The sequence below is a fragment of the cyanobacterium endosymbiont of Epithemia turgida isolate EtSB Lake Yunoko genome, assembly GCF_000829235.1.
Classification (GTDB): Bacteria; Cyanobacteriota; Cyanobacteriia; order Cyanobacteriales; family Microcystaceae; genus Rippkaea.
Genome location: NZ_AP012549.1, coordinates 754,122 through 779,293 on the forward strand (window position 1 = coordinate 754,122; position 25,172 = coordinate 779,293).

21 protein-coding genes and 1 pseudogene are annotated in these 25,172 nt (G+C 34.5%); 15 read left to right on the forward strand and 7 right to left on the reverse strand.

Annotated elements, in window-relative coordinates:
* Positions 1-726 precede the first annotated feature (726 nt).
* The gene (locus ETSB_RS02220; protein ID WP_044107559.1) at positions 727-1,092 is read left to right on the forward strand and encodes a DUF1815 family protein; all 366 of its coding nucleotides are present in this window, start codon (positions 727-729) and stop codon (positions 1,090-1,092) included.
* An 86-nt stretch (positions 1,093-1,178) separates the two neighbouring features.
* Here the strand turns inward: ETSB_RS02220 and pdhA are convergent, their stop codons facing one another.
* Positions 1,179-2,213, reverse strand: a complete 1,035-nt coding sequence (gene pdhA, locus ETSB_RS02225; RefSeq protein ID WP_044107560.1) for a pyruvate dehydrogenase (acetyl-transferring) E1 component subunit alpha — start codon at positions 2,211-2,213, stop codon at positions 1,179-1,181.
* A 426-nt stretch (positions 2,214-2,639) separates the two neighbouring features.
* Here pdhA and ETSB_RS02230 point away from each other — a divergent pair, with 426 nt between their 5' ends.
* Complete coding sequence (locus tag ETSB_RS02230) at positions 2,640-4,931, forward strand: IMS domain-containing protein (RefSeq protein WP_044106014.1); 2,292 nt, start codon at positions 2,640-2,642, stop codon at positions 4,929-4,931.
* A gap of 171 nt (positions 4,932-5,102) precedes the next feature.
* The gene (gene rpsU, locus ETSB_RS02235; protein ID WP_012596483.1) at positions 5,103-5,285 is read left to right on the forward strand and encodes a 30S ribosomal protein S21; all 183 of its coding nucleotides are present in this window, start codon (positions 5,103-5,105) and stop codon (positions 5,283-5,285) included.
* Between the two features lie 126 nt (positions 5,286-5,411).
* Here the strand turns inward: rpsU and ETSB_RS02240 are convergent, their stop codons facing one another.
* The 3 genes from ETSB_RS02240 to ETSB_RS10220 all read right to left on the reverse strand — a co-directional run bounded on the left by ETSB_RS02240 (position 5,412) and on the right by ETSB_RS10220 (position 6,577).
* Complete coding sequence (locus ETSB_RS02240; RefSeq protein ID WP_044106016.1) at positions 5,412-5,759, reverse strand: translation initiation factor; 348 nt, start codon at positions 5,757-5,759, stop codon at positions 5,412-5,414.
* A 349-nt stretch (positions 5,760-6,108) separates the two neighbouring features.
* Entirely contained in the window at positions 6,109-6,315 is a 207-nt protein-coding gene (locus ETSB_RS10215; protein ID WP_232509845.1) for a hypothetical protein, read from the reverse strand.
* A gap of 70 nt (positions 6,316-6,385) precedes the next feature.
* Positions 6,386-6,577 (reverse strand): hypothetical protein, encoded by a 192-nt coding sequence (locus ETSB_RS10220; protein ID WP_232509846.1) that lies wholly within the window; start codon positions 6,575-6,577, stop codon positions 6,386-6,388.
* A gap of 718 nt (positions 6,578-7,295) precedes the next feature.
* Here ETSB_RS10220 and ETSB_RS02250 point away from each other — a divergent pair.
* Positions 7,296-8,560 (forward strand): annotated as a pseudogene (locus ETSB_RS02250) (cytosine deaminase family metal-dependent hydrolase).
* Between the two features lie 1,782 nt (positions 8,561-10,342).
* Here ETSB_RS02250 and hisC read toward each other — a convergent pair.
* Both hisC and htpG read right to left on the reverse strand, forming a co-directional pair.
* Positions 10,343-11,398, reverse strand: a complete 1,056-nt coding sequence (gene hisC, locus ETSB_RS02255) for a histidinol-phosphate transaminase (RefSeq protein WP_044106017.1) — start codon at positions 11,396-11,398, stop codon at positions 10,343-10,345.
* Between the two features lie 225 nt (positions 11,399-11,623).
* Complete coding sequence (htpG, locus tag ETSB_RS02260; RefSeq protein ID WP_044107561.1) at positions 11,624-13,609, reverse strand: molecular chaperone HtpG; 1,986 nt, start codon at positions 13,607-13,609, stop codon at positions 11,624-11,626.
* A 502-nt stretch (positions 13,610-14,111) separates the two neighbouring features.
* Here htpG and ETSB_RS02265 point away from each other — a divergent pair.
* The gene (locus tag ETSB_RS02265; RefSeq protein ID WP_052470610.1) at positions 14,112-15,080 is read left to right on the forward strand and encodes a hypothetical protein; all 969 of its coding nucleotides are present in this window, start codon (positions 14,112-14,114) and stop codon (positions 15,078-15,080) included.
* Positions 15,081-16,483: 1,403 nt separating this feature from the next.
* On the opposite strand, the gene dusA is transcribed toward ETSB_RS02265, so the two are convergent.
* On the reverse strand, positions 16,484-17,479 hold the full coding sequence (gene dusA, locus ETSB_RS02270) for a tRNA dihydrouridine(20/20a) synthase DusA (RefSeq protein WP_044106018.1): 996 nt from the start codon (positions 17,477-17,479) through the stop codon (positions 16,484-16,486).
* Between the two features lie 2,576 nt (positions 17,480-20,055).
* Here dusA and rplC point away from each other — a divergent pair.
* From rplC to rpsQ, 10 genes are all read left to right on the forward strand, one after another.
* On the forward strand, positions 20,056-20,694 hold the full coding sequence (gene rplC, locus ETSB_RS02275) for a 50S ribosomal protein L3 (protein WP_044106020.1): 639 nt from the start codon (positions 20,056-20,058) through the stop codon (positions 20,692-20,694).
* Positions 20,695-20,744: 50 nt separating this feature from the next.
* The gene (gene rplD / locus ETSB_RS02280) at positions 20,745-21,377 is read left to right on the forward strand and encodes a 50S ribosomal protein L4 (RefSeq protein ID WP_044106021.1); all 633 of its coding nucleotides are present in this window, start codon (positions 20,745-20,747) and stop codon (positions 21,375-21,377) included.
* The gene (locus ETSB_RS02285) at positions 21,370-21,672 is read left to right on the forward strand and encodes a 50S ribosomal protein L23 (RefSeq protein ID WP_044106022.1); all 303 of its coding nucleotides are present in this window, start codon (positions 21,370-21,372) and stop codon (positions 21,670-21,672) included. The genes rplD and ETSB_RS02285 overlap by 8 nt, the downstream gene beginning before the upstream one ends.
* A 95-nt stretch (positions 21,673-21,767) precedes the next feature.
* Entirely contained in the window at positions 21,768-22,598 is an 831-nt protein-coding gene (rplB, locus tag ETSB_RS02290) for a 50S ribosomal protein L2 (protein WP_044106023.1), read from the forward strand.
* A gap of 63 nt (positions 22,599-22,661) precedes the next feature.
* Positions 22,662-22,943 (forward strand): 30S ribosomal protein S19, encoded by a 282-nt coding sequence (rpsS, locus tag ETSB_RS02295; RefSeq protein WP_044106025.1) that lies wholly within the window; start codon positions 22,662-22,664, stop codon positions 22,941-22,943.
* 55 nt (positions 22,944-22,998) lie between these two features.
* The gene (gene rplV / locus ETSB_RS02300) at positions 22,999-23,361 is read left to right on the forward strand and encodes a 50S ribosomal protein L22 (protein WP_044106026.1); all 363 of its coding nucleotides are present in this window, start codon (positions 22,999-23,001) and stop codon (positions 23,359-23,361) included.
* Between the two features lie 36 nt (positions 23,362-23,397).
* The gene (gene rpsC, locus ETSB_RS02305) at positions 23,398-24,123 is read left to right on the forward strand and encodes a 30S ribosomal protein S3 (RefSeq protein ID WP_044106027.1); all 726 of its coding nucleotides are present in this window, start codon (positions 23,398-23,400) and stop codon (positions 24,121-24,123) included.
* A gap of 87 nt (positions 24,124-24,210) precedes the next feature.
* Positions 24,211-24,630 carry a 50S ribosomal protein L16 gene (gene rplP / locus ETSB_RS02310; protein WP_044106028.1) on the forward strand — a complete coding sequence of 140 codons (420 nt, stop codon included), beginning with the start codon at positions 24,211-24,213 and terminating at the stop codon, positions 24,628-24,630.
* Between the two features lie 4 nt (positions 24,631-24,634).
* Positions 24,635-24,889, forward strand: coding sequence for a 50S ribosomal protein L29 (gene rpmC / locus ETSB_RS02315; protein ID WP_044106029.1), 255 nt, complete (start codon positions 24,635-24,637; stop codon positions 24,887-24,889).
* A 30-nt stretch (positions 24,890-24,919) separates the two neighbouring features.
* A complete protein-coding gene (gene rpsQ / locus ETSB_RS02320; RefSeq protein WP_044106030.1) occupies positions 24,920-25,162 on the forward strand; it encodes a 30S ribosomal protein S17 in 243 nt (80 codons plus the stop codon).
* Positions 25,163-25,172 lie beyond the last annotated feature (10 nt).

Consider the following 25,172-nt stretch of genomic DNA (forward strand, 5'->3'; position numbering starts at 1 on the left):
AATTGCAGATTTAAAGTTAAGAATTTATTATTATTTAAGTTGTTTGACTAACTTAGTTAAAGATTGTTTTTTAATCTATTTAAAGATTAAAATTTTTTTATTCAAATTTTACAACAAATCTTAAACTTATGAGCTAATCCCTCGCTTAAATCTTTGAAAGAATCCAATATCTAAGCGGCGACATAGTATAAATTGGTTTTCGATTACTTGAAACTCAGTGATATCTTCTAAATAAAGTAAATTGGGAATTAATCAAAAGTTACCACTTAAATTAACAGAATAGTTTTGAGAATTTTACACTTTTAGCCTATTCTGTAATTGGATTCCAGTAGGTGATGACAATATTGCTAGTTCAGAAGTATATGGGGTAAGATACGTTCATTAGGTCGAAAGAACCCCGGCTAAATCAAATATTTAAAAATTAGAACCAAGAACAATTTATTGAAGTTAAAATTCCTAACAATAAAGTTAAAAAGTTTAGATAACATATCGAATCAATATCTTTTAAAGATAAATTTAAGACTTATATTAGAACCTTTTTACATGGCGTAAAACTTCAAGAGAATGAGAAAAGCAAACTAAACTCGGTTAGTGTCAGTTCACTCTTATACTGAACTGATTTTGTGGTTACCTAGGTTGTTAGGTGAATATATCTTGGATACCCTAAATAAAATCAAAAAAAGTGTTAGGGTTTTACAATGGATAGTGTTACTCGGAGGAAGAAAAGTGTTTACCCGACTAGCTCAACAACACCGCAACTTCGTGAGAGATTTAGTAATTAATCTCCAAGCACTAGCGATTGTACTTGAAAAACAAGGTTATCTAGCTTCTTGCTATACTTGTGGTGGGCAGATGAACAGTGGTTCATTTATGGTTAGCCTAGGAGAAAACCATCTGATTCGCTTTCTGGTATCGGACTACGGAATTACCTGGACAGAGATGCGAGACGATCTTGAGCTAATGAAACTTGAAGGGGCGGAGGCCATCAGTCAATTGCAGGAGTTAGCTGATTTAGTTAAATATCAAATCGAGCCATCCAAGTCCAACACGCCAGACAATTCTACTCCTGAACCTCAGATCCAATCGATTTAGACATTAGGAGATTCAGCGAAAGAAACATAAACAAGAAAATATTCTTGATTTTATCCTTAGACTATTCTCTGTTTTAGGGAAGCAAATTATTTATCTTCAGCAAAAATATAGCGATAGAGCTCATTAACATCAGGTTCTGGACTATCTTGAGCAAATTGGACGGCTTGATCAATTTTCTCTTCGATCTGCTTTTTAATGTTCTCGAGTTCTTGATAATTAGCTAAATTCTGTTCTACTAAATAAGTAATAAATTTATCGATGGGATCTTGTTCTCCCCAAAATTCTTTTTCATCAGAAGATCTAAGTTCATCGGGATCAGCCAGAGAATGTCCTCGAAAACGATAAGTCAAAGCTTCAATTAAGGTGGGTCCTTCTCCGGCACGGGCGCGGGTGATAGCTTTTTGAGCAACACTACGAACAGCTAGTACGTCCATACCATTAACTTCTACGCCGGTCATATCAAAAACAGTAGCTTTTTGATATATTTCCGGTTGAGAGGTGGCCCGCTCATGAGCCATGCCGATCGCCCATTTGTTATTTTCAACAACATAAATAATTGGCAATTTCCATAATGAGGCCATATTTAAGCATTCGAAAAATTGACCATTATTGCTAGCTCCATCCCCAAAAAAGCACACAGTAACTTGATCAAATCTCTCATCTCCCATCATTTCCCTTCGATATTTACTTTGGAAGGCTGCCCCTGTGGCTACAGGAATTCCTTCAGCGACAAAGGCATAACCACCTAAAAGTCGATGTTTAGCAGAAAATAAATGCATTGAACCTCCCCGTCCTTTGCTACATCCAGTCTCCTTGCCAAATAATTCTGCCATCACCTCGTGAGGGGGAACCCCACAACTAAGGGCATGAACATGATCACGATATGTACTAGATACATAGTCTTCATTAGGACGCAAAGCTTTGATTATTCCAGTAGAAACTGCCTCTTGTCCATTGTACAGGTGAACAAAACCGAACATTTTACCCCGGTAATACATTTCAGCACACTTGTCTTCAAATAAGCGTCCTAACATCATGTCTTCATAAAGGATTAAACCTTCCTCTTTAGTAATTTTGACAGAAGCTGGGTTAAATTCTGGTAATGTTCGTTGGTAAATCATAGATTTTGCAAGATTATGATAATTTATCAAGCCCATTAAGCGATTAAGGTTGACTTAGCTCAACCTTAATCGCTTAATGGCAAAAAATACTGACTTAGAAATTATAGAGGGAGATGAGATTTTTATCTTAAAATACTTATATGATTCTTGATAACTACAAGTTTTTACTAAAAACCCCCAATAAACCCAATAGAGTTAACGTGGTTAGGACAAAGCGAATCTCTATGAAGGCTAAGATTGAGAGAGCTGGTAACTATTTTACTAATTGGAATATTTTAGTTATAATCTTTCTCAGCTTTATCTATGGTTACCAGTCCCTAAATTTTTTCTGGAGCTTAAGTATCTTAAACTGGACGTGTATCCTAACATAGGTTATCAAAATAAGAACAGATTTATTGTCTTGACCCGGCTCTGAGGAAATCAACCGTGCTCATTCCCCTCGACTACTACAGAATTTTAGGAGTTCTTCCCCAAGTAACAGATAAGCAGCTTAATCAGGCTTATCATGATCGCTGTCTGCAATCACCCCGCCGAGAATATAGCAAGATGGCGATTCTATCGCGGAAGCAACTGCTTACTCAAGCTTATGAAATATTATCGGACTCAGAACAAAGAGCTGCTCACGAGGCCTTGTGTCTAGAAAACACTTTTTCCGACAAATTAAAGTCTAATCCAGAAATTTCTTTAACTGGACAAGGGGAAGAAATCCTGCCTGATTCATCGCCATTAAAGCCTAAGATATTAGAAATTGCCCCTGAGCAGTGGATAGGTTCTTTAATGATTCTCCAAGAGTTAGGAGAATATGAACTAGTCATTAAGTTTGGTGAAATTTTTCTTGAAACCTTGTCAAATCCTCGATCAGAGTTGCATTCTTCCATATGCAAGATTCAACCTGATGTTATTCTTACCATTGCCCTAGCTGCTTTAGAATTAAGCAGAGAACAGTGGCAACAAGAAGAATATGAACAAGCCGGGATTTCAGGAGGAAAGGGACTCAGCATACTCCAAGAAAATTGTTTATTTCCCTCATTACAACTCGAAATTACCAAAGAACTTTATAAGTTACGTCCCTACAGAATTCTGGAGTTGTTGGCTCAACCTAACAAAAATCGAGCTGATCGAGATCGAGGTAAAACTCTACTTCAAGAAATGTTAGAGGAAAGACAGGGAATTGATGGTCAAGGTGATGATCACTCTGGGCTTGGTATTGATGATTTTTTGCGGTTTATTCAACAACTAAGGACTTATCTGACAGCTTCTGAACAAGAAGATATTTTTTATCGTGAAACTAATTACAGATCGGCTGTAACTGCTTATTTAAGAGTATATTCTTTAATTGCCCGTGGTTTTGTTGAAAAACAACCTACTTTCATTGTTGAAGCAAAAGGTATTCTTGACGGCTTAGAGAAACTTCAAGATGTCTCTTTAGAAAAAGGGATTTGTGCATTGCTCTTAGGAGAAACCCAGGAGGCTATCCTAGCATTAGAACAATGTGAGGATGAAGAAGTTTTAGCTTTTATTCGACAACAATCCCGAGGTGCGCCAGACCTTTTACCTGGATTGTGTTCATATGGGCAATATTGGTTACATACAGAAGTATTTTCTCATTTTCGTGATTTTAAGAAACGGACTGACTCTTTAGAAGATTATTTTGCTGATCAAGCAGTTCAAATTTACCTAGAACAAATATCCTTGGATTCTCAAAAGACTTCTTTTGAAGAGAAACAAGATGAAGAGAAACAAGAAAATGAAGTGATGTTTAGTAGAAAAATCTCTCGAAATGATTATGTCGTTCAAGAAAGAAGATCTTTCATCAAGGGACGACACTTAAGACAAACCCGCTTTCAACATCAAGAACCTCAGTTACTCGTCAGTGGAGGTGGAGGTATTCCTACTATAGCTACAGCAGCTCCTGTCCCTAGGACTCCATATCGTCGCAGGTTTAGAGAAAATTCTTCGAGAGTACCTAGAGATAAATCAGTTATTACAACCTCTTACCAAGATTCCCTTCGGAGAGCCGAAACTGACCGGTCCTTTAGTTTGCCGACAACAGCTGAAGAACTAGAACAAAAGCCCCAATGTGGGTCATATAAACGAACCGATCCCTACAAAACTGGTAAAACAATCTTTAAATTTCGTCCTTGGTTCTTAGTGGTTACATCATTGATAGTTTTAGGAGCAGTAGGATCATCGGTTAAATGGATTCAATATATTGTGTCTCCCTTGGTTGCTTTAGAGGAAGAACAACTGGTTTTGGAACTACGTCAACCCCCAATTGCAATTCCAGTGCCAGAAACTCAAATCAAAAAACAAATCAAAAATCAAACAGAAACCCTGACAATAGAAGATGCTAAACAAGTTGTTGAGATGTGGTTATTGAGTAAAGCTGATGCTTTTGGACTTAACCATAATCTTGAGTCATTGAATAACATTTTAACGACTCCTCTTCTTAGTCTATGGAAGGGGAGGGCGCAAAATCTTAAAAAATACCAAGAATATTGGCAATATAAGCATAATGTTACTATAAAATCTCTAAAAATTGTTGATAATAACCCAGATAAAGTTGTCGTTGAAGCTGATATTAGAGAAATCGCTAATTTTTACCAAGGTGGTCAACGAAATGCGAGTAGATCCTATGATGATCAACTGAAGGTTCGTTATGGGTTACTCCGCAAGCAAAATAATTGGCTAATTGACTCCCTTGAACTTATTGATTAAGAAACAATAAAAAGTAAATCTTTCTAGTTATTAAAGAATTATTTTGACAAAAAGTAGGATAGCTGATATGCTAGAGAACTGTAACTAAACGAATTTATATCGGGAGAGCCAATAGTAGGATTGTTGGCCTATTTATTGTTGTAAAAAAATAGGAGGTATAAGAGTTAATCAATGACCCAAGTTGTCGTCGGTCAGAATGAGCCCATTGAATCTGCTTTGCGTCGGTTTAAGCGACAGGTTGCTAAAGCCGGAATCTATACAGATTATAAAAAGCATCAATTCTTTGAAACGCCGCAAGAGAAACGGAAGCGCAAAGAAGCGACTCGGAGAAGACAGCGATCACGCCGTCGTTAAGAGTCAGACTTGCAATATAGGCTATACCTTAGTTGGTTAAGTGTTCTTAAAATTGTTGATATATTCTGAAGAGTTCTATAGTGTCCATAACCTCTCCCATTCAGGAGAGGATTGATTTTTTGGGAATTAACCACCACTAATTTTTACTTTGTAGCCTAATTGAGAGAGAACAGTTACTAGTTTTTGGCGATGATCTCCTTGAATTTCAAGAGTATTGTCTTTAATAGTTCCGCCACTACCGCATTTATTTTTTAATTGTTTGAGTAATTGAACTAATTCTTGAGCGGAGTGTTGAAAACCGGTCATAACGGTCACGGTTTTGCCCTTTCGTCCTGATCGAGTGGACTTTATCCGAATGTTTTGTTGTTGGGCAATTAGATCTTGAACCTCATTTGTTAACATCTCTGAATCGGAGGATAAACCAAACTCCTGATAGGCGATGTGCTTAGAAGAATACTGATGTTTGGAAGACATAAAAAACCATAAGAACATAACCTAATTTAACTTTATCTTGAACTGTGAGCAAAACTTACTTAGTTGCCTCTTCTGACCAAACTATAGAAAGTTAACTAGAACGATTAGGTAAAGTCATTAGTTCCATTCGTGCCAAACGAACTAAATTAGACAAAAAATACACTTAAATGCTATTAAAACTGGCTTCTATATAGTTAGAGTACTTTTCTAAAGCTTTTCCTCCTACATCCAAAAGAAGGGAACCGTCTCGCAGTTGATATAATTACTAAAAACAGGCTTATAAATCTATAATTAACGATTTAATTACGATGTATTTACCTTTTTACCCGTTAGGTTGTTCGTTACTATTCTAATGTTCTAATTGATGATCTAAAATCAATTTTATTGCCTCTAATTTAGACATAGTTCTGAGGAGTATTGCTAGCATAGAAGAGCAATCACAATAAGATCCTAAACTCGCATTATCTAAATCTTCTGAGAGTTTATTAAACACTTCAGTTGAGGCTTTTACTAACCCAATACGATAGAGTGTTTTGGACAAACGCAATCGTCTCAAACTTAATGTCAGTAAGTTGAGAATTGTCCAATGGTTTCTTACAAAGCGACGACTCTACTCAAAGAAATGTTCAGGGTTTATGGTGATTACGTTGATCCACTCGTTGGGACATTTTCACAGAAGCTTGCAACTTACTGGCTACTAAGTTTTGATTAAGGCGACGAGCTTGCTTTTCTAAGTCTACTAATTTTTTAGTCTGACAGTTCACGGTTACATACTTGATATCGACTGCTTTAGAGATGGTTAACGATGCGAGAGACAACTTTAGTTGAATCAATAGAGATATATTACGGAGTAGTAGCAAATTAGGAACACATCCCCTCAATTCAAATCTTGGCTTTCTTTTCTACTAAATTATGAGCAACTGTCTACAGTCCATAAAATTTAGGTATCTGCCTGGGGTTGACTTTCATCACGGACCCCTTCCTCGGAGAATTTATAATACAATACCATTAAGGTAGGTATACCCCTCCTATGAGCAAAAATGACTAAATCCTACCATTATACCATTGGATCCACTGTATTCAGTTTTACAAGAAAAACGTAGTCTAATCATCTACTTTTATAACTGATAACGCTGCTATCGGGAACAGCTATTACTACAATACGACGAAACATTAGGCGATATACAAATGAGTATCAGCCTCTTACTTGTGAGGAACATTTTCCTTGTTGAAGGAGAAGGGAAATGATAACTAGAGGCGGTTGTAAGGATTTAGAATAGGTTTGTAGGATATAATCTTCTAGGGCATGACAGAGGACGGCTAAAGTAATTTAGAAGTAAACACCATAATTTGAGGAAAGTTGCCCATCAGGTAAAGCAAATTTCAGTTGATTAAGAGTCGATCCCAATAGTATTGGGGATAAGTTAACTCAAATTCTGTAAGTGTTAATATACATTCCTAAGAGAATCATTTTTAAAATACTAAATTAGTATTGTTTATAGCATCGATTAATCAAAATAAATTTTGGTTGCTCTTATGTCTATTATTTCTGAGATCTTTTTGAGTGATCGCTACTGGATCAAAAATGCTCATATTCCCTTGTGTTTGTTAGATTATAGGCACTTTACTTCTGATACTAGAGAAGGTTTATGTCGAGTTGATCTAGAAATTGCTCAAGGAAAAATTTCCTCAATTGTTTTTTCTGGTTCTACTGTGATAGAAAACTCTTTCATAGATTTAAAAGGAGGTATTATTTTTCCTGGGTTTGTCGATATTCACACCCATTTAGATAAGAGTCATATTTGGGAACGATCACCCAATTTAGATGGGACATTTGATACGGCAATAACAACTCTTAGAAAAGATACTCAAGTATTTTGGCAACCCGAAGATGTTTATGCTCGCATGAAGTTTAGTCTGAAGTGTAGTTATGCTCATGGAACAACGGCTATTAGAACTCATTTAGATTCATTTGGGGGAAAAGCTGACTTAGTTTTTGAAGTCTTTAGAAGATTACAAACTCAATGGCAAAACAAAATAATTCTTCAAGCTGTTTGCCTAGTTTCTTTAGATTATTTTTTGACAGATGAAGGTGTAATTTTAGCGGATAAAGTAGCTGAATATGGAGGAATTCTAGGTGGAGTTGCTTATATGAATCCCTATTTAGACAAACAACTCAATCAGTTTGTTTGCATAAAATTGCTGAAATTGCCCTTAAATATCAATTTTCAAATCAAATTATTTGCGGTCACTGTTGTAGTTTAGCAGTTCAACCACAAGAAATTGTGAATAAAACAATGAGATTAGTTAAACAAGCAAACATTGGAATTGTTAGTTTACCAATGTGTAATCTATACCTTCAGGATCGAGCCTCGAATAGAACTCCTTATTGGCGAGGCATAACAAAAGTCCATGAATTTAAAACCCAAGGAATTCCGATTACATTTGCTAGTGATAATTGTCGAGATCCTTTTTTTTGATTTGGGGATCATGATGGGTTAGAAGTCTTTAAAGAATCCGTCAGAATTGCTCATTTAGATACTCCTTATAGTGATTGGTGTAGTGGAATAACGAAAACCCCTGCAACCTTAATGGAACTCTCTAATATTGGTCGAATTTCAGTCGGTTTAAATGCAGATTTAATTTTATTTAAAGCTCGTTATTTTAGTGAATTATTGTCGCGTTCTCAAAGTGATCGCATTGTTTTGCGTAGAGGAAAACCAATTAATACTAACTTGCCTGATTATGCAGACTTAGATAATTTAGTATTAGTTAATAGAGAACATAATCAAAGTATGTAGGTAGAGGTTTCAGGATCAATCTAATATGGATTTATATTAAAAATAAATTTTAGTATAAAAAATGATTAAATGGTGAGTAGCACGTATAAAAAAATTACGGTTACCCCAATAATAAATAATAAATATTTAAATAAACTAATAAAATTAAAATATTTTTTATTTATAAATGACAGTTTTTTTGATCAATAAAATATTATCCTAATGATTTCAATTCATATAATCAACTGTTGAGTCTACCAAATCGTCCGCCAATAAATCTATGAGCTAATAATTAAATCTATTACTATCAAAAAAAATAATGTTTATAGATAAATTAACATAATTTATACTATTTAATAGTCAATAGGTAATGACTGGCTAACTATAGTTTTCCTCTAATTTAATTAAATTCAGTTAAGGTCCACCACGAGAACTGTGTTCCCTTGACGCACCTTAACTGTTACTTTGTCAACTGTTAACCCCTAAATATTAAGGTGTTTATAGATCCAGATAGTATCGTCAGTGTTCTTAAACTCTACAAAAAGTTATAATAAGAGATTCTTTCATCGTCATTTAATCAAAAAATTTTACCCAAATTACTACTAAGATTCTGTACTTATAGCTGAATAAGTTAGCTATCAAGTTTTAGGCGAACAATTTACTCTATCTTCAATATCAAAAAGTACTTTGACTGGTAAAAGCCAAACTAAACAAGAATCAAAATGTTGTCTTCTTGACTTCATAAAATAAATCTAAAATATTATTTTTGGATTTGGTAAAGCTTTATATTTTTAGTATAAAGGTCATATTTTCTTCTAGTTTTTAAGTTAGCTATATTAACTAAATAAGAACATGCAAAAGTATAATTAACATTCAAAAACTATATTAATAATTTTTTTTTATAAAGACTGAAAAAATAAAAGAGTAATTAGAGTTAATACTAAAATAAATTGATATAAATTTTGATAAATAATTTAAAATATACTCCTGTTAATAGTAATCAAATCCTACTCTTATGCTAATTTTTTTTATTATCAATTAATTGTTAGGATTATTTTAATTGGCAGTATAAATTTTGAGGAAGACGAGATAAAAATATTACTTGTATTCCTATAGATTTAATTAGTTTTCTGACTTTTATATCCCTATGAGCCAGTCATTTATCTATAAATACACAAACTCTAGGCCAAAATTATAATATCAGCACTTCTGTTTCATTAGTTATAAATACTTCTTTTTTTCTCCATTATTAAAAAACAAAATAAAAATTTATGTAGCTATTACTTAAATTAACATAATATTGTCTTCTTAATTATTGGTAAATTTTCTATCATTTTTTTTAGTTACTATGTAAAAGTAGAAAATTTTGTTCAAAAATAATAGATTATATTAATAAAAAATAGAATTTATTTTGAGCAATAAACTATGATTAAAAATCACAATAGCGACCAATTTTATTCCATTAATCTTATCAGTTAGATTGCGTAATCTAGGGCAACAATATTCTCGACTGAGTGAAGAATTAACTTATTTTATCGACTACCTTCAGATATTAAGAATATGAAGTATAGCTTTACTAAAGTAGTGTTACCACTAAATTTCACAACCAATGAATCTATTACCAAATTCTCTAGCACATTCGGTAAAATTTTGACTACAGGGAAATTCTATAAGCTAGGGGATCTTATTTATCCGATAATTTTTAAACATGATTATAATTGAGTTGATGTGTTCTAACGATATTTTTTCCATTTAAATTAATACAATATGCATAATCGTCGAATTATTTTTTTCTTTAAAAAATTAACTAAATCCTAAACTAGATTTAATTTCGTTGATTGTCTGTAATAATTGAGCCATTTCCTGATCAGTTCCAACAGAAATTCTAATATAATCTTTAATACGAGGATTTTCAAAGTATCTTACCAATACTTTTCTCTCTTTTAACTTTTTGTAAAGCTCTGATGCAGGTATCCATTGAGAAGATGCGAAAACAAAATTTGAATCAGAATCAAAGACCAGGAAATCCAAAGCTTTTAGGGATTCAATGAGATGACTACGGGTCTGACGAACTTTTTGCCAAATTTCTTTAAAATATTCTTGAAAATTAAGAGCATTTGTTCCTAACAATTGTGCTATTCTATCTAAGTTATAGGAGTCCTTGACTTTATTCATTTGTTCAATTACGGGAATTGAAGCAATTCCAAAACCTACCCGCATTCCTGCTATACTATAACTCTTAGACATAGTACGAGAAATAATAACGTTATCATATTTATTTAAAAAGTCAAGATGATTTTCATCGCTAAAATCTGCATAAGCTTCATCAATTAAAACAATTCCAGTAGCTCTTTCACAAGTTTCCTCTAAGTAATCACGGTTCATATGTTGCCCTACAGGAGGGTTAGGAGAAGCAATAAATATTAATTTAGCTTTAGGACAAATAATCGGCTGATTAATGGCAAACTGATCATTTGTAGGGATTTTAATGATAGATGCACCATGAACCCCCGCAATTGTCTCATATAAAGAGTAAGTTAGATCGAGAAAAGTAACAGTTTCTCCCGGATTGACAAATGTCCTTACTGCAATATTTAAGATATCATCAGAACCATTTCCTGCTAGGATGTTCACAGGAGAAACCCCAAATACTTTTGCCGCAGCTTCTCGTAATTTAGTAGAAACTGGATCAGGATACAATCTAATTTTTGCTAATTCTTGTTGAAGTCCCTCAAAAATTTCAAGAGGAGGTGGATAGGGGTTTTCATTAGTATTCAATTTAGTAAAATCATTAGTTTGAGGCTGTTCTCCTGGAATATAGCCTGATGTTTGTTCAACGCATTGCCGAATAGGTAACATAGAGACAAAGTTTATTGCTAGACCCAGAAAGTCTAGCGTAAAGTTATTATAAAATATAAACTTCTTAACGATACTTTAACGAGAATCTATAGCTAATAATAACCTAAAGTTTTATATTTATCTGCTATCCCAAAGAAACTATAATAAACTTTTTTTAAAAAAAAGTGGGGATGCTATTCACTCATAACATCCCGAGATAAGTAATATATTTAGTAGATAATTCTCTTATTTGGTTAAGCGAGTTAATATTTTATTAGAGCGTTCTACAAAGGATTTCATTCCTTGTGAACCTAATCCTTGTTGCGCTATCACAGCTAATTCATAAACATGCTGGCAAAGCATTTTAGCAGTCTCTCCAGAAGGAGATTCACCTGTCCCTTGAATGATACTAGATTGACTTAACTGATAAATATTTTCAATCAACGGATGGTTAATATTGATCACTAAAACGTGCTCTTCTGGAAATTCCACAGCTTGTTTTTGCATCATGGCCGTCATTTCATGTAAACGTCGCATTGCTTCAGGTAATAGAACCATTACAGGAGGAGTACTTTCAGGAGTATTAGATTTTAACGCCTCAGTGCGAATATTTATCTTGGGTTTATTAAGTGCTTTCTCGAAAATTTCTTTAATTTGTTCACTTCGAGTTTTATTTGTAGTCGGATCAACAATTTCTTTGTCTTTATTCTCCTGTAACAGGGTTTTATCTAACTCCGCATCCACACGGGCAAATTGAACATCAGAATATTCTCGTTCTAAGAAAGGGATAAAGTAGTTAGTGTCAATAAAAGAGTCCATAAATAGTACTTCTATTTCCTGATTTTGATAGAGTTCTATATAGGTTGTTTGGGTAGTTTGATCAGTACAATAAAATACTCTATTTTCGTGATTTTTTTTGTTTCTTTCTAAATAGGCATTTAAAGTAGTAAATCCTGATTTTTCATAGGTTAATTGTTGATTTTTATTTTCTTTATTTTGCCAAATATCTTCTTTGGCTTTTAATTGATTTTTTTCCGTTTCACCCTTAGTTTGAGTTGGTGTATCAGTGGGCTGATAAGTGGTCCGATATATAAGGATATCTTCTACTTGTTTCTTGAATTTATCATCTTTGATGGAACCATATTTAATAAATGTCCCTACATCTTCCCAGCAACGAATGTATTCTTCTGGGTTTTCTTCTGAAAGTGATTTCAGACGATCAGCAATTTTTTTAGAAATATGATTAGCGATACCCCGAACAGTTCGATGATTAGTTAATGCACTACGAGAAACATTTAAAGGAATATCAGGACTGTCAATTACCCCTCGTAATGGCATTAAAAATTCAGGAATAATCTCTTCACAATGGTCACTGACAAAAACTTGATTACAGAAGAGTTTAATAGACCCTTTTGAGACATCTATATCGGGACGAAGTTTAGGAAAATAGAGAATTCCAGTCACCAAAAAAGGATAGTCAGTATTGAGATGTATCCAAAGTAGAGGATCTTCTTGGAAAGGATAAAGATAACGATAAAATTCTAAGTAATCTTCTTTAGTTAAATTTTGAGTTGGTTCCTTCCACAAAGATCGTTCTTTATTGATAGTCTCTCCTTCAAATTTGATAGGAACTGATAAAAAGTCAGAATAAGTTTTAACCAACTGACGAATACGAGAGGGTTCAAGATATTCTTGCTCCTCATCCATTAAAGTTAAGATGATGGTTGTTCCAATTTCAGTCCGAGAAGAGTCTGTTAATTCAAATTCAGGAGAACCATCACAAGACCAATGTACTGCCTGGGAACCTTCTCTATAAGAAAGAGTATCAATTTCAACTTTTTTAGCTACCATGAAGGCAGAATAAAAACCCAACCCAAAATGACCTATTAAATCATTGGTATCTTTCTGATACTTTTTAATAAATTCTTCCGCACTAGAGAACGCAACTTGATTGATATATTTCTTAATTTCATCAGTTGTCATGCCAATGCCATTATCAATGATAGACAGAGTTTTGTTATTTTTATTGATCGAAAGTATAATTTCAGGCTCAGGAATTTCTCCCCTTACTTCTCCAGCAAATACAGCCATTTTTAGTTTAGAAATAGCATCAACAGAGTTAGAAATTAACTCCCGTAAGAAGATTTCGTGATCAGTGTAGAGGGACTTCTTAATAATGGGAAAAATATTTTCAGTATGGATCGTAATATTGCCTTTTTCAAGTACTGTCATAGCTTTTAAATCTAGAAAGGGTTTGCATATTCTCAATAGTAATTGTGCCTGATTATAGGCTAATGTTGACTCAGGGATTGTCCCCCTAAACAGATGTGGATTTCCGTACACTTATGATTTACAATCAGATCTCCTCGAATAAAATTGCTCAAATTTACTGTACTCTTGAGGAACAGATTAAACAAAGACACGTCAGTCCTCAATAGTGGTTAGTAAAGGTTTAGTAGCAAACGCTTTAGTTTTACTCAATTTGGCAAAATACTGTTGCGATCTCAGAGAGGATATTATCCCTCCCTTAAAAGGTTATCTATAAATTCTACTTACTCTTCAATCATTCACCTTTTAAGTTCCCCCTGAGGTTTCTCTAAGCTTGCTTTACTTCACCAGCAATTTTTTTATTTAATCTATTGGTACTGCTACAATCCTTAAAACGCATCTTAATGCTAATGACAAGGCAACTTTTATTCTACTTTTATCTGAAACTAACACTGAAATGGCATTCATGACCAGTCCCCGCAAAACGCCTGCCACTGGCTGTTTAAACAAACTTATTTTTCTTACAATCCTAATTCTTAGTTCAGGAATCCTCGGATGGTTTGCGGGGAAAGCTTGGATCTTTCTGGTTGTTGGAGTTAATGAAGGGAAAAATGCTGAAGTTTTTTTAGAAACGTCTAATGAAAGTAATGTCTCTAACATTAACAATGAAGAGTTACAACGCAAAAATAAGTTACGTAGTCGTTGCCGGAGTTTAGGATTAAATCCTAGTTTATTTATTACCTTAGTCGATGAATATTTTAGTGAGCAATATCCTGAAAAAAAAGGGCATCATTTAAGTAATAATTCTGAAGATTATTCCTGGCAAAAAAAGTGGGACCAAACGGCAGTTTATTTACTTGATATTTTGGCATCTTTAAGTCCTGAGGCAGTTCAACGAATGGGGACTTATACTCAAAATGACCGACATCACTGGAAACAACAGGTTAATAATTTACATTTAAGTAGTCGTGCTCTTTATGATTTAGTTGATACTCGCTTTTTTCAGGCATTTCCTGCACAAAAAAACATATCTTTTCTTGATAAAGCTATCGGTCAAATTTGGAATAGTATGATGTTCGATACTTTACAAGCTTTGCAATCTAGTTCAATTTATGAAAAACTTTCTTTTACGGCTGTAGAATCTAACGTTATTCGGCGAGAGGCAACCCTAAAACTAGGAGAAGGAAGAACATATGTTCTTTTCTTGGAAGCTTCTGATCGGATGAAGTTTGACTTAAAAGCCAATCGAGATATTTTATTGTCTATTTACTCTCCAACGGGCGATAATAACTTAATAGAAAATTCTCCACAACATCAATGGTCTGGGATACTTCCTGAAACAGGATATTATGAAATAATAATAGTTTCTCATTACAAGAAAACAGTTAACTATCAATTTAAAATTTTGGTTGATAAGAGTAGTTTACCATTTTAAAACTATTTTTTAATCAAATATATTTGACTTTTTAAAATTATGTATAAACTATAATCTTTTTGACTAGATTTAGGTTAAAATTCTGGTATTAATTTAGCATTATTCACAATATATATTCATTTCTCTTAGGGAAGAAGAACAAGAAATAGGCTACAATGCACAACGGTCAAAAATTAAGTTTAAATTATAAGCTATTAGAACTATTTAGTTCCCTTTTTACAATCAATAAGTTTAAAATCTTTGTTCTTTAGCGACAAGTACTAATCGCGCATTCAACAAAATTTAAAAATACGATTTTTATTTTTAATAACTAATTTAAAATTTAATAATTTTGACGGTTATCTGAAATATAAACTTCTAACAATCAAGACTACAATGATTGCTTAAAAAGAATAATAAGTTAAAATTAGCTTGCCTTTTTATACTAGATCTAAAAAAAAAATTCTGATTAAATCCGCAAAGATAAGTAGTCCATATTTCAAATATTAAATTTGAGATATAGTTTAAAATTTGTCGTTAATAGTTTAAATTTTAAACCGCTTATAAAATAAAAAAATATTAATTTTTTCTGCTAATTTTTACGTTATATTCTATTAATAATAATTAATTGATTTAAATTATTTTTAATAGAATATTTTAAAAAGTTCTTGAGTAAGATACCCTCTGCATTCAAATTATTTACACATTAAACCTTACGTTAACCCATAAATAAGTTTACAGTCAATGAAAAAATTAACAGTTAAACTTATATACTTGCATTTAATTGTTAAACCTCAATGTTTAGGTTGAAATCATTGATATAAAATATTTGATTATTTATCTAATAACCAGAAGTTAGGTATTATGATGGCAATCACTAAAAACAGACTATTTTCAACTACAGAAGAAAAGTAATAGTTGGTTTAAACTCTATAGATATAGGATAATAGAATAATTGTTTATTTAAAAGAGTTTAAACAATTCAGAGTGTTGAGACAACAGTTGTACAACAATATTATTTGGTTTTATTTTATCCAGACAATTAAAATATATTTGATATTCAACAACTAAACTAGTTGTTGAATATCATCACTAAGTCCTTCAGCAATTATGTGAAATTATTATATTTATAGCAAAAAAATATTAGGTAATCTTGACTTACTTTTTTAGTAGGTTACAAGTTTTAATCGAGTTAAAGTTAATAATAGTTTAAAAATTAACTGATAACCAGGATTATCTTCAAAGATAATTATATATTATAGTTAATTATAATTATACTTTAGAGCATTTTAATAAACCTTATTCACCTTATTTTTAAATATCTTTGAGCATTACTGAACAATTTTAAGTTAGTTCAATGTATAGTCACCACTTTATTCATTCCAGAGAATTTATATTTTACGTAATTTGTCAATATATAACTTCTACTCTCTAATAATCTTAGTCAATGCTTTTTCAATAACCTTAACATCTGCCCCAGGTAAGTGAGTATTCTCATTAATATATTGTTTCCAAGCTTTCGTCCCTGGAATACCTCCAAAAATGGCTAGTAAATGACGACTAATACTATGAAGTTTCAGTCCATTATTACTCCAATAATCAATATAAGGAAACATTCTTTCAATAATTTCATGACGTGTTAAGGGGGTAACTATTTCTCCATAAATATCCCGATCTACTGTAGCAAATAAATAAGGATTATTATATGCTGCTCGACCAATCATAACTCCATCTACAAATCGTAAATGTTGTTTTATTTTCTCTAGAGTAATAATCCCCCCATTAATCTCAATAGAAAGCTGAGGAAACTGTTTCTTCAGGCGATAAACATCATCATATCTTAAGGGAGGAAGAGTGCGATTTTCCTTGGGACTTAATCCTCTTAACCAAGCTTTGCGAGCGTGTACTATAAACCGTTGACATCCTGTTTCTGAAACGATACGAACAAAGTTAGCAAGATCTTCATAGCGATCACACTCATCAATTCCAATACGATGCTTCACTGTTACGGGAATATGAACCCGTTTTTGCATTGCTTCAACACAGTTTGCTACTAATCCTGGTTGTGCCATCAAACAAACTCCAAAGTTACCACTTTGGACACGATTGCTCGGACAACCTACATTCAAGTTAACTTCATCGTACCCTAAGTCTTCAGCAATAACTGTACATTCTGCTAATTCTTGCGGACTGTCTCCTCCTAATTGCAAAGAGAGAGGTTTTTCTTCAGGTGAGAAATCCAGTAACTTAGAGCGATCACCGTATTGAATGGCCGCTGTTGTAATCATCTCCGTATAGAGTAGAGTATGACGAGTAATCTGACGCATAAAATAACGGAAGTGGCGATCAGTAAGATCCATCATCGGTGCTATACTGAGCGGGTATCCTGAAGGCTTCTGATTTATGAAATTAAAAGTCATTGGACTAGTCGATTTTCTGTTCTTAGGTATCTACTGTTGAGTTTTAAATTTATTGAGAAAACTAATTGGTCACTTTAGTATTGCTTTCTTATTTTAAACGTTTTACTGTTCGCTATAATAAACTAACTAGTAATTTATTTAAAACTAAATAACATTATTTTTTTACATTTATTGCTTCTTGATTAAGAAGACATAACTCATCCAAATTAATACAACAGTGTCACCTAGTTTATATGTGGGTTAATTTTTTAGAAAAAAATATCTTAGTTAGACTTTAAGTTGGTTTAATTAAATTTATTTTTATATTAACTAAATGAAATATTATCCATTTGATTTTTATTAAAAATATAAATAATATCTTTTTTTCTAGATATCAGAAAACCTTTTGACAAAAATATAGTTTTATCACTTTTTTTGAAATCAAGTAAGTTACGATTACAGACTAGAAACTGATATTATTGCAATCCTTATATTATACTTTAATTATTTGTAAATTTTATTTTTTAGGTTACGTCAGCAAGAAACTTAAACTATTGATACGAAAAAAAATCTCAAGTTTGATTTAATTAATATAACGTATATATAAAATTTTCTAGTATTTATTAGACTAATTTACAATGATTCAAAACTTAGAATAATAGAGATTTTATGGATACTAAAATATTTGATGAACTAAAAAAAAAATTAATGTAAAAAATTTTTATATTCAAAGTACTTGCTAGTAGTAGAAAGTATTATTTATGCTTTGCTGGTGATAGATGAAGATAATTATAATGAGAAAAATGACATCCACAACAGGGTCTTAATTATTGGTATAAATATACTAATACCGTACAATACAGTAAGCTGGATAGAATAACAACTATTCATTAGAAGTATCTATTGTCAATTCAGTTCGGTAGATTTAATAAACAGATAAAAGATGTAAAATAAGCAGTGGTTATATTACTATGATCAAACTTTAAAGTATCTTTAAAGTTTGTCTACGCCTTAGTCTTCAAACAAGAAGTATTAGAAGTATTTGACAAAAAATACTAAGCAGAAGAAATTAAAACAATGTTTGATTAATATTTTATTTTTAATCATAGCTACAGAGTTAATTTTAGAGTGTTAAAACTATTATGATATATTTTTATTTTTTATGGTTTTATGTTTATTGCTTTTAACAAATATAGAGACAGAGTTTAAATTACAAATAATAAATTGTTCCAAAGCTATAGTTATAAGATAAATTGTTTAATATGAAAGTTTTGATTGATATTAAATTATTATAAATATAATTTATATCTATATTTATTATCCACAATTTAGATTATAAATTAGATTAAGCTCTATAACAATTTGCATTAATTGAGGTTGATTTATCAAAAAAATTTATCTCAAAGTTAAATAAGATGTAATCAATAGGAAAACACATCAATAAAAAGGACTACTTCTCTTCTTTTTAAAAGAAATTAAATAAATAAAATAAAAAATATCAAAAATTTGTTTATTATCTTAGCATAGAATATTTAAATAAATAATAGAGATAATACTTAAAAATTAAGATTAAAGATTACAGGAAATAAAATTAAAATAAATACATTATCTAATGATAGTAAATTTTAGAAAAAAATGATTGTAATAATTTATAGAAACAAAAAAATCTGAAAAAACAGTAAAACGGGAAAAATATTAGGGAAAGAAATTTGGGTTAAAAATGAAGATGCTTATATGAAGCATAGAGATGATAGTAGAAGCATACTAAAATTATGGAAGAACATTGTAACTGTAAATAAATCAATCCTACAAAAAGGACTGCTATTTATAGATCCATTCATCCAAAGAGAACCCGCCTCTTTAGATGATTAGGACAGAAGTGAAGACCAATGGTGTTAGAAGAAGGAATAAAACCATCAAAAACGATATTGTTTTCATCATAGAAAAGTGAACCAGCTACAGACTTACAAATGTCGTCAGTATCTAGTGAAATAGCTGCGACGGAGTGCTAGCCGTTATAAAGAGTAGGAGGCACTTAAACACCGAGATAATCTAGATCAAGGTGGTTGTTGGTATTATTGGTTCATTAGCAAAACTGTTTTGTTGTCTTAATGGGATTGATACTTGAGACTGCAATCACCTCATAAATAAGGCTTGGCAATCTTGATAACACAACAACTATTGAATTTAGAACTCTCTACGGTTGAATAAATTCTACTCAGGGGTTGATTTTTATAGGCACTTGCTTGTATGATATACAGTTGTGGCTAAAAAGCATTAATGACTATCGTCATAGCTAATAGCCGTTACCTTAGCTGATAAGGTATCGTGAGAGCATCCAGCAGCTTAGTGTTGCCAGGCCGCCTTAAAGATACTGAGGACTACAAACTATCCTTAAGTCTTGAGGAGAAAACGGCACCTTAACCAGGTATATTTAACTGGTTAAACGTATAATCAAGCATCTTCTTGATATACCGAATCTAAGAATGTCACCCAAGATATAGAGAAGTGCAGAGGTATTCTCTCGCGCCTCCTACCCTGGTTGATCGCTGCTGACCTATTGTCTAAATAATATAATAATGTAGAGGAAAAAATCCGTGGCTGTTGGTATCCTCGGAACTAAGCTCGGTATGACCCAAATCTTCGACCAGGAGACGGGACTCGCAATTCCCGTTACTGTGGTTCAAGCAGGTCCATGTACCGTCACACAAATTAAAACGTCTGAAACAGATGGATATAGTGCCATCCAGGTTGGATATTCCGAAGTTAAAGAAAAAGCTCTAACCAAAGCTGAATTAGGGCATCTAAAAAAAAATGACGTATCGCCTTTGCGTCATTTAAAAGAATATCGACTAGATGATCCCAATCAATATCAGTTAGGGTATGCCATAAAAGCAGATATATTCAACACAGGTGATTTAGTCGACATCGCCGGGAAAAGTATCGGTCGTGGGTTTGCTGGGTATCAAAAACGTCATAACTTTAAACGGGGAAATATGACCCACGGGTCGAAAAACCATCGTCTTCCAGGATCCACTGGAGCCGGAACTACTCCAGGAAGAGTTTATCCGGGGAAACGTATGGCAGGACAATATGGTGCAACCCAAGTTACCATCCGCAGACTTCAAGTAGTGCAAGTCTATGGTCAACGAAACCTAATACTTGTTAAAGGAGCAATCCCGGGTAAGTCTGGGGCTTTACTTAGTATTACTCCCGCCAAAAAAGTCGGTAAATAATCAATCGTGTGTAACAATGACGACCGATAACTGATAACTGAGAGCTAAAAATGGTTGATTGTATTATTAAAAACTGGCAAGGAGAAGAAGTAGGTCAAGCTACCTTGGAGTTAAAGGTGGCTAAAGAAGAAAACGCCGCTCATATAGTTCATCGTGCCTTAGTACGGCAACAGACAAATGTTCGTCAAGGGACTGCCTCAAGTAAGACTCGTGCTGAAGTTAGAGGAGGTGGACGTAAACCCTGGCGACAAAAAGGAACTGGACGAGCTAGGGCAGGATCTAATCGTTCGCCATTATGGCGAGGTGGGGGGGTTATTTTTGGACCTAAACCTAAGGACTTTAACCTCAAGATGAACCGCAAAGAGCGTCGGTTAGCCTTGAGAACTGCCTTCCAAAGCCGTGCTGAAGACCTAGTGATTGTAGAAAACTTTGCTGCTAACTTTTCTCAACCCAAAACTAAAGAATTAGTTTCGGCTTTGAGCCGTTGGGGAGTAAAACAAGGTAAACAAGTCATTTTGATCTTGTCGGATATCTCCAATGACGTCTATTTATCCGCCCGTAACGTTCCCTATCTAAAGCTGTTAAAAGCTGATAGTTTAAATGTTTATGATTTGTTAGTAGCCAAAAAAATTGTTGTTACCCCAGAAGCCTTAAGCAAAATACAGGAGGTTTACAGTGACTGACTATGACCCCCGCAACTTAGCTGATTTAATTCTTAAGCCAATTGTTACTGAAAAAGCAACCTTACTTTTAGAAGATAATAAATATGTCTTTGAAGTTGCTCTTAAATCAAATAAGTCCCAAATTAAGGCTGCCATTGAGAGCTTATTTAAGGTCAGCGTCTTGAAGGTTAACACAGCTCGCCCCCCACGCAAAAAAAAGAGAGTGGGCAAGTTTGTTGGGTATAAGCCTTTATATAAACGTGCGACCGTGACTTTACAAGAGGGGGACTCCATTGTCTTGTTCCCTGATGTCTAAAGAATCAGTCAATATATATGAAGATATGGAAGAAGGCCTCTGACAAACCAAAATATTTGCTATCAACCGCTAACGATTAACTATTAACTATCATCATGGGTATTCGTTCTTATCGGCCTTGTACTCCAGGAACTAGACAAGCGTCTGTCTCGGATTTCTCAGAAATCACCAAAGGTAAGCCGGAAAAATCATTAACCACATCCAAGCACAATCCCAAAGGGCGCAATAACCGAGGGGTGATTACCTGTCGTCATCGTGGAGGTGGACATAAGCGTCTTTATCGATTAATAGATTTTCGCCGCGACAAGTACAATATTCCCGCGAAAGTTGCCGCTATTGAGTACGATCCCAACCGTAATGCCCGTCTTGCTCTTTTATTCTACCAAGATGGGGAAAAAAGGTACATATTAGCACCAGCCGGCATCTCTGTTGGAAGCATGGTGGTGTCCGGGGAAAATGCCTCCTTTGAAGTCGGTAATGCCCTACCTCTGATTAGAATTCCTCTAGGAACCGAAGTTCATAATATTGAACTAGTACCAGGGAAAGGAGGACAAATAGTACGTGCTGCTGGAGGAGCTGCTCAAGTGGTAGCTAAAGAAGGGGATTATGTCACTTTAAGATTGCCCTCAAAAGAAGTCCGCATGGTTCGTAAAGAATGTTACGCCACCATTGGTAAAGTGGGCAATATCGAAGCCAGAAACCTCACACTTGGAAAAGCCGGACGGACTCGTCATCTCGGACGACGGCCTCACGTTAGAGGAAGTGTCATGAACCCGGTAGATCATCCCCACGGTGGGGGAGAAGGACGCGCCCCCATTGGTCGTAGTGGACCAATGACACCCTGGGGTAAGCCTGCATTAGGGGCCAAAACCCGCAATAAGAAAAAACAGAGTTCCAAACTAATTGTGCGCCGTCGCACGAAATAATTTGCCTGAAAAATGTAATTCCTTTAGGAAATTAATCACTAAATTTTTACCATTGAACTGCTTATGGGTCGCTCTCTTAAAAAAGGTCCGTTTGTTGCCGATAGTCTTCTCTCTAAAATCGAAAAACTCAACGAAAAAGGACAAAAACAGGTTATTAGAACTTGGTCAAGGGCTTCAACTATCGTTCCCCAAATGGTTGGTCATACCATTGCCGTCCACAATGGAAAACAACATGTACCCATTTTTGTATCAGAACAGATGGTGGGACATAAACTGGGAGAATTTTCTCCCACCCGAACCTTTAGAGGACACGCCAAAAGCGATAAAAAATCGGGTCGTCGATAACCAAACTAGTAGTCAATAGTCAAAAGCTATTAACTATTAACTATTAACTAAAAAAATGACAGTTGATACGACAGTAGAAGTAAAAGCGCTTGCTCGTTACATCCGAATGTCACCAGCAAAAGTGCGGCGGGTATTGGCTCAAATTCGTGGGCGTTCCTACCGGGAAGCTCTAATTATTCTTGAATTCATGCCCTATAGGGCTTGTGAGCCTATTCTCAAGGTCCTGCGTTCAGCCGCAGCTAATGCAGAACATAACCAAGGGTTAGATCGGGCAACTTTAGTAGTCAGTAAAGCCTACGCTGATGGCGGGCCAAGCCTAAAACGCTACCGACCTAGAGCTCAAGGGCGAGCTTATCAAATTCGCAAACCCACTTGTCACATTACGGTTGCCGTCGCACCCAATGCAGCAGAAAACTAACGAAAACCCTTAATACTTTCCTCCTTTTACCTCAATATGGGACAAAAGATACATCCAATCGGGTTTCGTCTCGGTGTTACCAAAGAACATAAATCCTGTTGGTACGCTGATGCTAAACACTACCCAGAACTATTACAAGAAGATCGCCAAGTTCGCGATTATATCACTAAAAATCTTAGTAATGCCGGTATTTCTAGCATTCGTATCGAGCGCAAAGCTGATCAGATCGACCTCGCTATTCATACAGCACGACCAGGAGTTGTCGTTGGGCGAGGAGGTAGTGGTATAGAGCAACTACGTGTTGGCTTACAACAGGAATTAGGCGGTAACCGTCAAATTCGCATCAATGTTATAGAAGTATCGCGAGTCGATGCTGACGCAGCTTTGATTGCTGAATATATTACCCAACAGCTTGAGCGAAGAGTTTCCTTCCGTCGTGTTGTCCGTCAAGCCATTCAACGGGCACAACGAGCGGAAGTAAAAGGCATAAAAATTCAAGTAGGAGGTCGCCTCAACGGAGCAGAAATTGCCCGGACTGAATGGGTGAGGGAAGGAAGAGTTCCTTTGCATACTCTCCGAGCCGATATTGACTATTCCTACCGCACCGCCCAAACCATCTATGGCATATTAGGGGTTAAGGTTTGGATATTCAAAGGAGAAATCATTCCTGGTCAAGAAGAACAACCTGTTCCCATGCCGACTCAGGCGCCCCGTCGTCAACGTCGCCGTCAACAATTTGAAGATCGCTCAAATGAAGAGTAAGTTAACAAAAATTAAGTAAATATAGTCAATAGTGAATTATTTAATGGTTATTAACGACTAACTATGAACTTATAGCGGATAATTACAATGCTTAGTCCTAGAAGAACTAAATTTCGGAAACAGCAGCGAGGGCGAATGAGGGGAATGGCCTATCGAGGTAATACCCTTAACTTTGGTGAATATGCCCTACAAGCCACTGAGCCCTGTTGGATTACCTCTCGTCAAATTGAAGCTGCTCGACGCGCCATGACCCGTCATATCAAAAGGGGTGGGAAAATCTGGATTAGGATTTTTCCCGATAAACCTGTTACTATGCGCCCCGCAGAGACTCGAATGGGATCGGGTAAAGGCAATCCAGAATACTGGGTTGCAGTGGTTAAACCTGGTCGAATAATGTTCGAATTATCGGGAGTGACTGAATCCATTGCGCGAGAAGCCATGCGGTTAGCAGACCAAAAATTGCCAATTAAAACGAAGTTTATAACTAAAGAGGAGGAATACACCTAAGATTATGCCCCTACCTAAGATAGAAAATGCAAGAAAGCTCAACGATGAAGAACTGGTTGATGAAATTTTAGCTGCCAAGCGTCAATTATTTAACCTGAGATTTCAGCAAGCAACCCGCCGCTTAGAAAAACCCCATGAATTTAAGCATGTACGCCATAGTTTAGCGCAACTTCTCACCGTGGAGCGGGAACGTCAGATTCGGGTAGGTAATTCAAATATACTACCAAAGTTAGAGTCCACGGCAACTAAAATCTCATAATCAACCTTAGAGGAGGAATCAGAGTAAACTATGGCAGTGAAAGAAAGAGTAGGAGTTGTCGTCAGTGACAAAATGAACAAAACCGTTGTTGTTGCTATTGAGAACCGTTCTCCTCACCCAAAATATCGAAAAATTATCGTGAAAACGAAAAAATTTAAAGTTCACGACGAAGAAAACCAATGTCAAGAAGGCGATAGAGTTCGCATTCGAGAAACAAGACCTCTCAGCAAAACCAAACGCTGGGTAGTTGCAGAAATTTTAACGTCCCATTAGTTCTTTTGTT

What these genes read in the sequence shown, in the direction of transcription:
- pdhA (WP_044107560.1), bottom strand. Translation starts at nt 2,213, where the DNA reads ATGATTTACCAACGAACATTACCAGAATTTAACCCAGCTTCTGTCAAA.
- rpsU (WP_012596483.1), top strand. Translation starts at nt 5,103, where the DNA reads ATGACCCAAGTTGTCGTCGGTCAGAATGAGCCCATTGAATCTGCTTTG.
- ETSB_RS02240 (WP_044106016.1), bottom strand. Translation starts at nt 5,759, where the DNA reads ATGTCTTCCAAACATCAGTATTCTTCTAAGCACATCGCCTATCAGGAG.
- hisC (WP_044106017.1), bottom strand. Translation starts at nt 11,398, where the DNA reads ATGTTACCTATTCGGCAATGCGTTGAACAAACATCAGGCTATATTCCA.
- htpG (WP_044107561.1), bottom strand. Translation starts at nt 13,609, where the DNA reads ATGACAGTACTTGAAAAAGGCAATATTACGATCCATACTGAAAATATT.
- ETSB_RS02265 (WP_052470610.1), top strand. Translation starts at nt 14,112, where the DNA reads ATGACCAGTCCCCGCAAAACGCCTGCCACTGGCTGTTTAAACAAACTT.
- dusA (WP_044106018.1), bottom strand. Translation starts at nt 17,479, where the DNA reads ATGACTTTTAATTTCATAAATCAGAAGCCTTCAGGATACCCGCTCAGT.
- rplD (WP_044106021.1), top strand. Translation starts at nt 20,745, where the DNA reads ATGGTTGATTGTATTATTAAAAACTGGCAAGGAGAAGAAGTAGGTCAA.
- rplB (WP_044106023.1), top strand. Translation starts at nt 21,768, where the DNA reads ATGGGTATTCGTTCTTATCGGCCTTGTACTCCAGGAACTAGACAAGCG.
- rpsS (WP_044106025.1), top strand. Translation starts at nt 22,662, where the DNA reads ATGGGTCGCTCTCTTAAAAAAGGTCCGTTTGTTGCCGATAGTCTTCTC.
- rplV (WP_044106026.1), top strand. Translation starts at nt 22,999, where the DNA reads ATGACAGTTGATACGACAGTAGAAGTAAAAGCGCTTGCTCGTTACATC.
- rpsC (WP_044106027.1), top strand. Translation starts at nt 23,398, where the DNA reads ATGGGACAAAAGATACATCCAATCGGGTTTCGTCTCGGTGTTACCAAA.
- rplP (WP_044106028.1), top strand. Translation starts at nt 24,211, where the DNA reads ATGCTTAGTCCTAGAAGAACTAAATTTCGGAAACAGCAGCGAGGGCGA.
- rpmC (WP_044106029.1), top strand. Translation starts at nt 24,635, where the DNA reads ATGCCCCTACCTAAGATAGAAAATGCAAGAAAGCTCAACGATGAAGAA.
- rpsQ (WP_044106030.1), top strand. Translation starts at nt 24,920, where the DNA reads ATGGCAGTGAAAGAAAGAGTAGGAGTTGTCGTCAGTGACAAAATGAAC.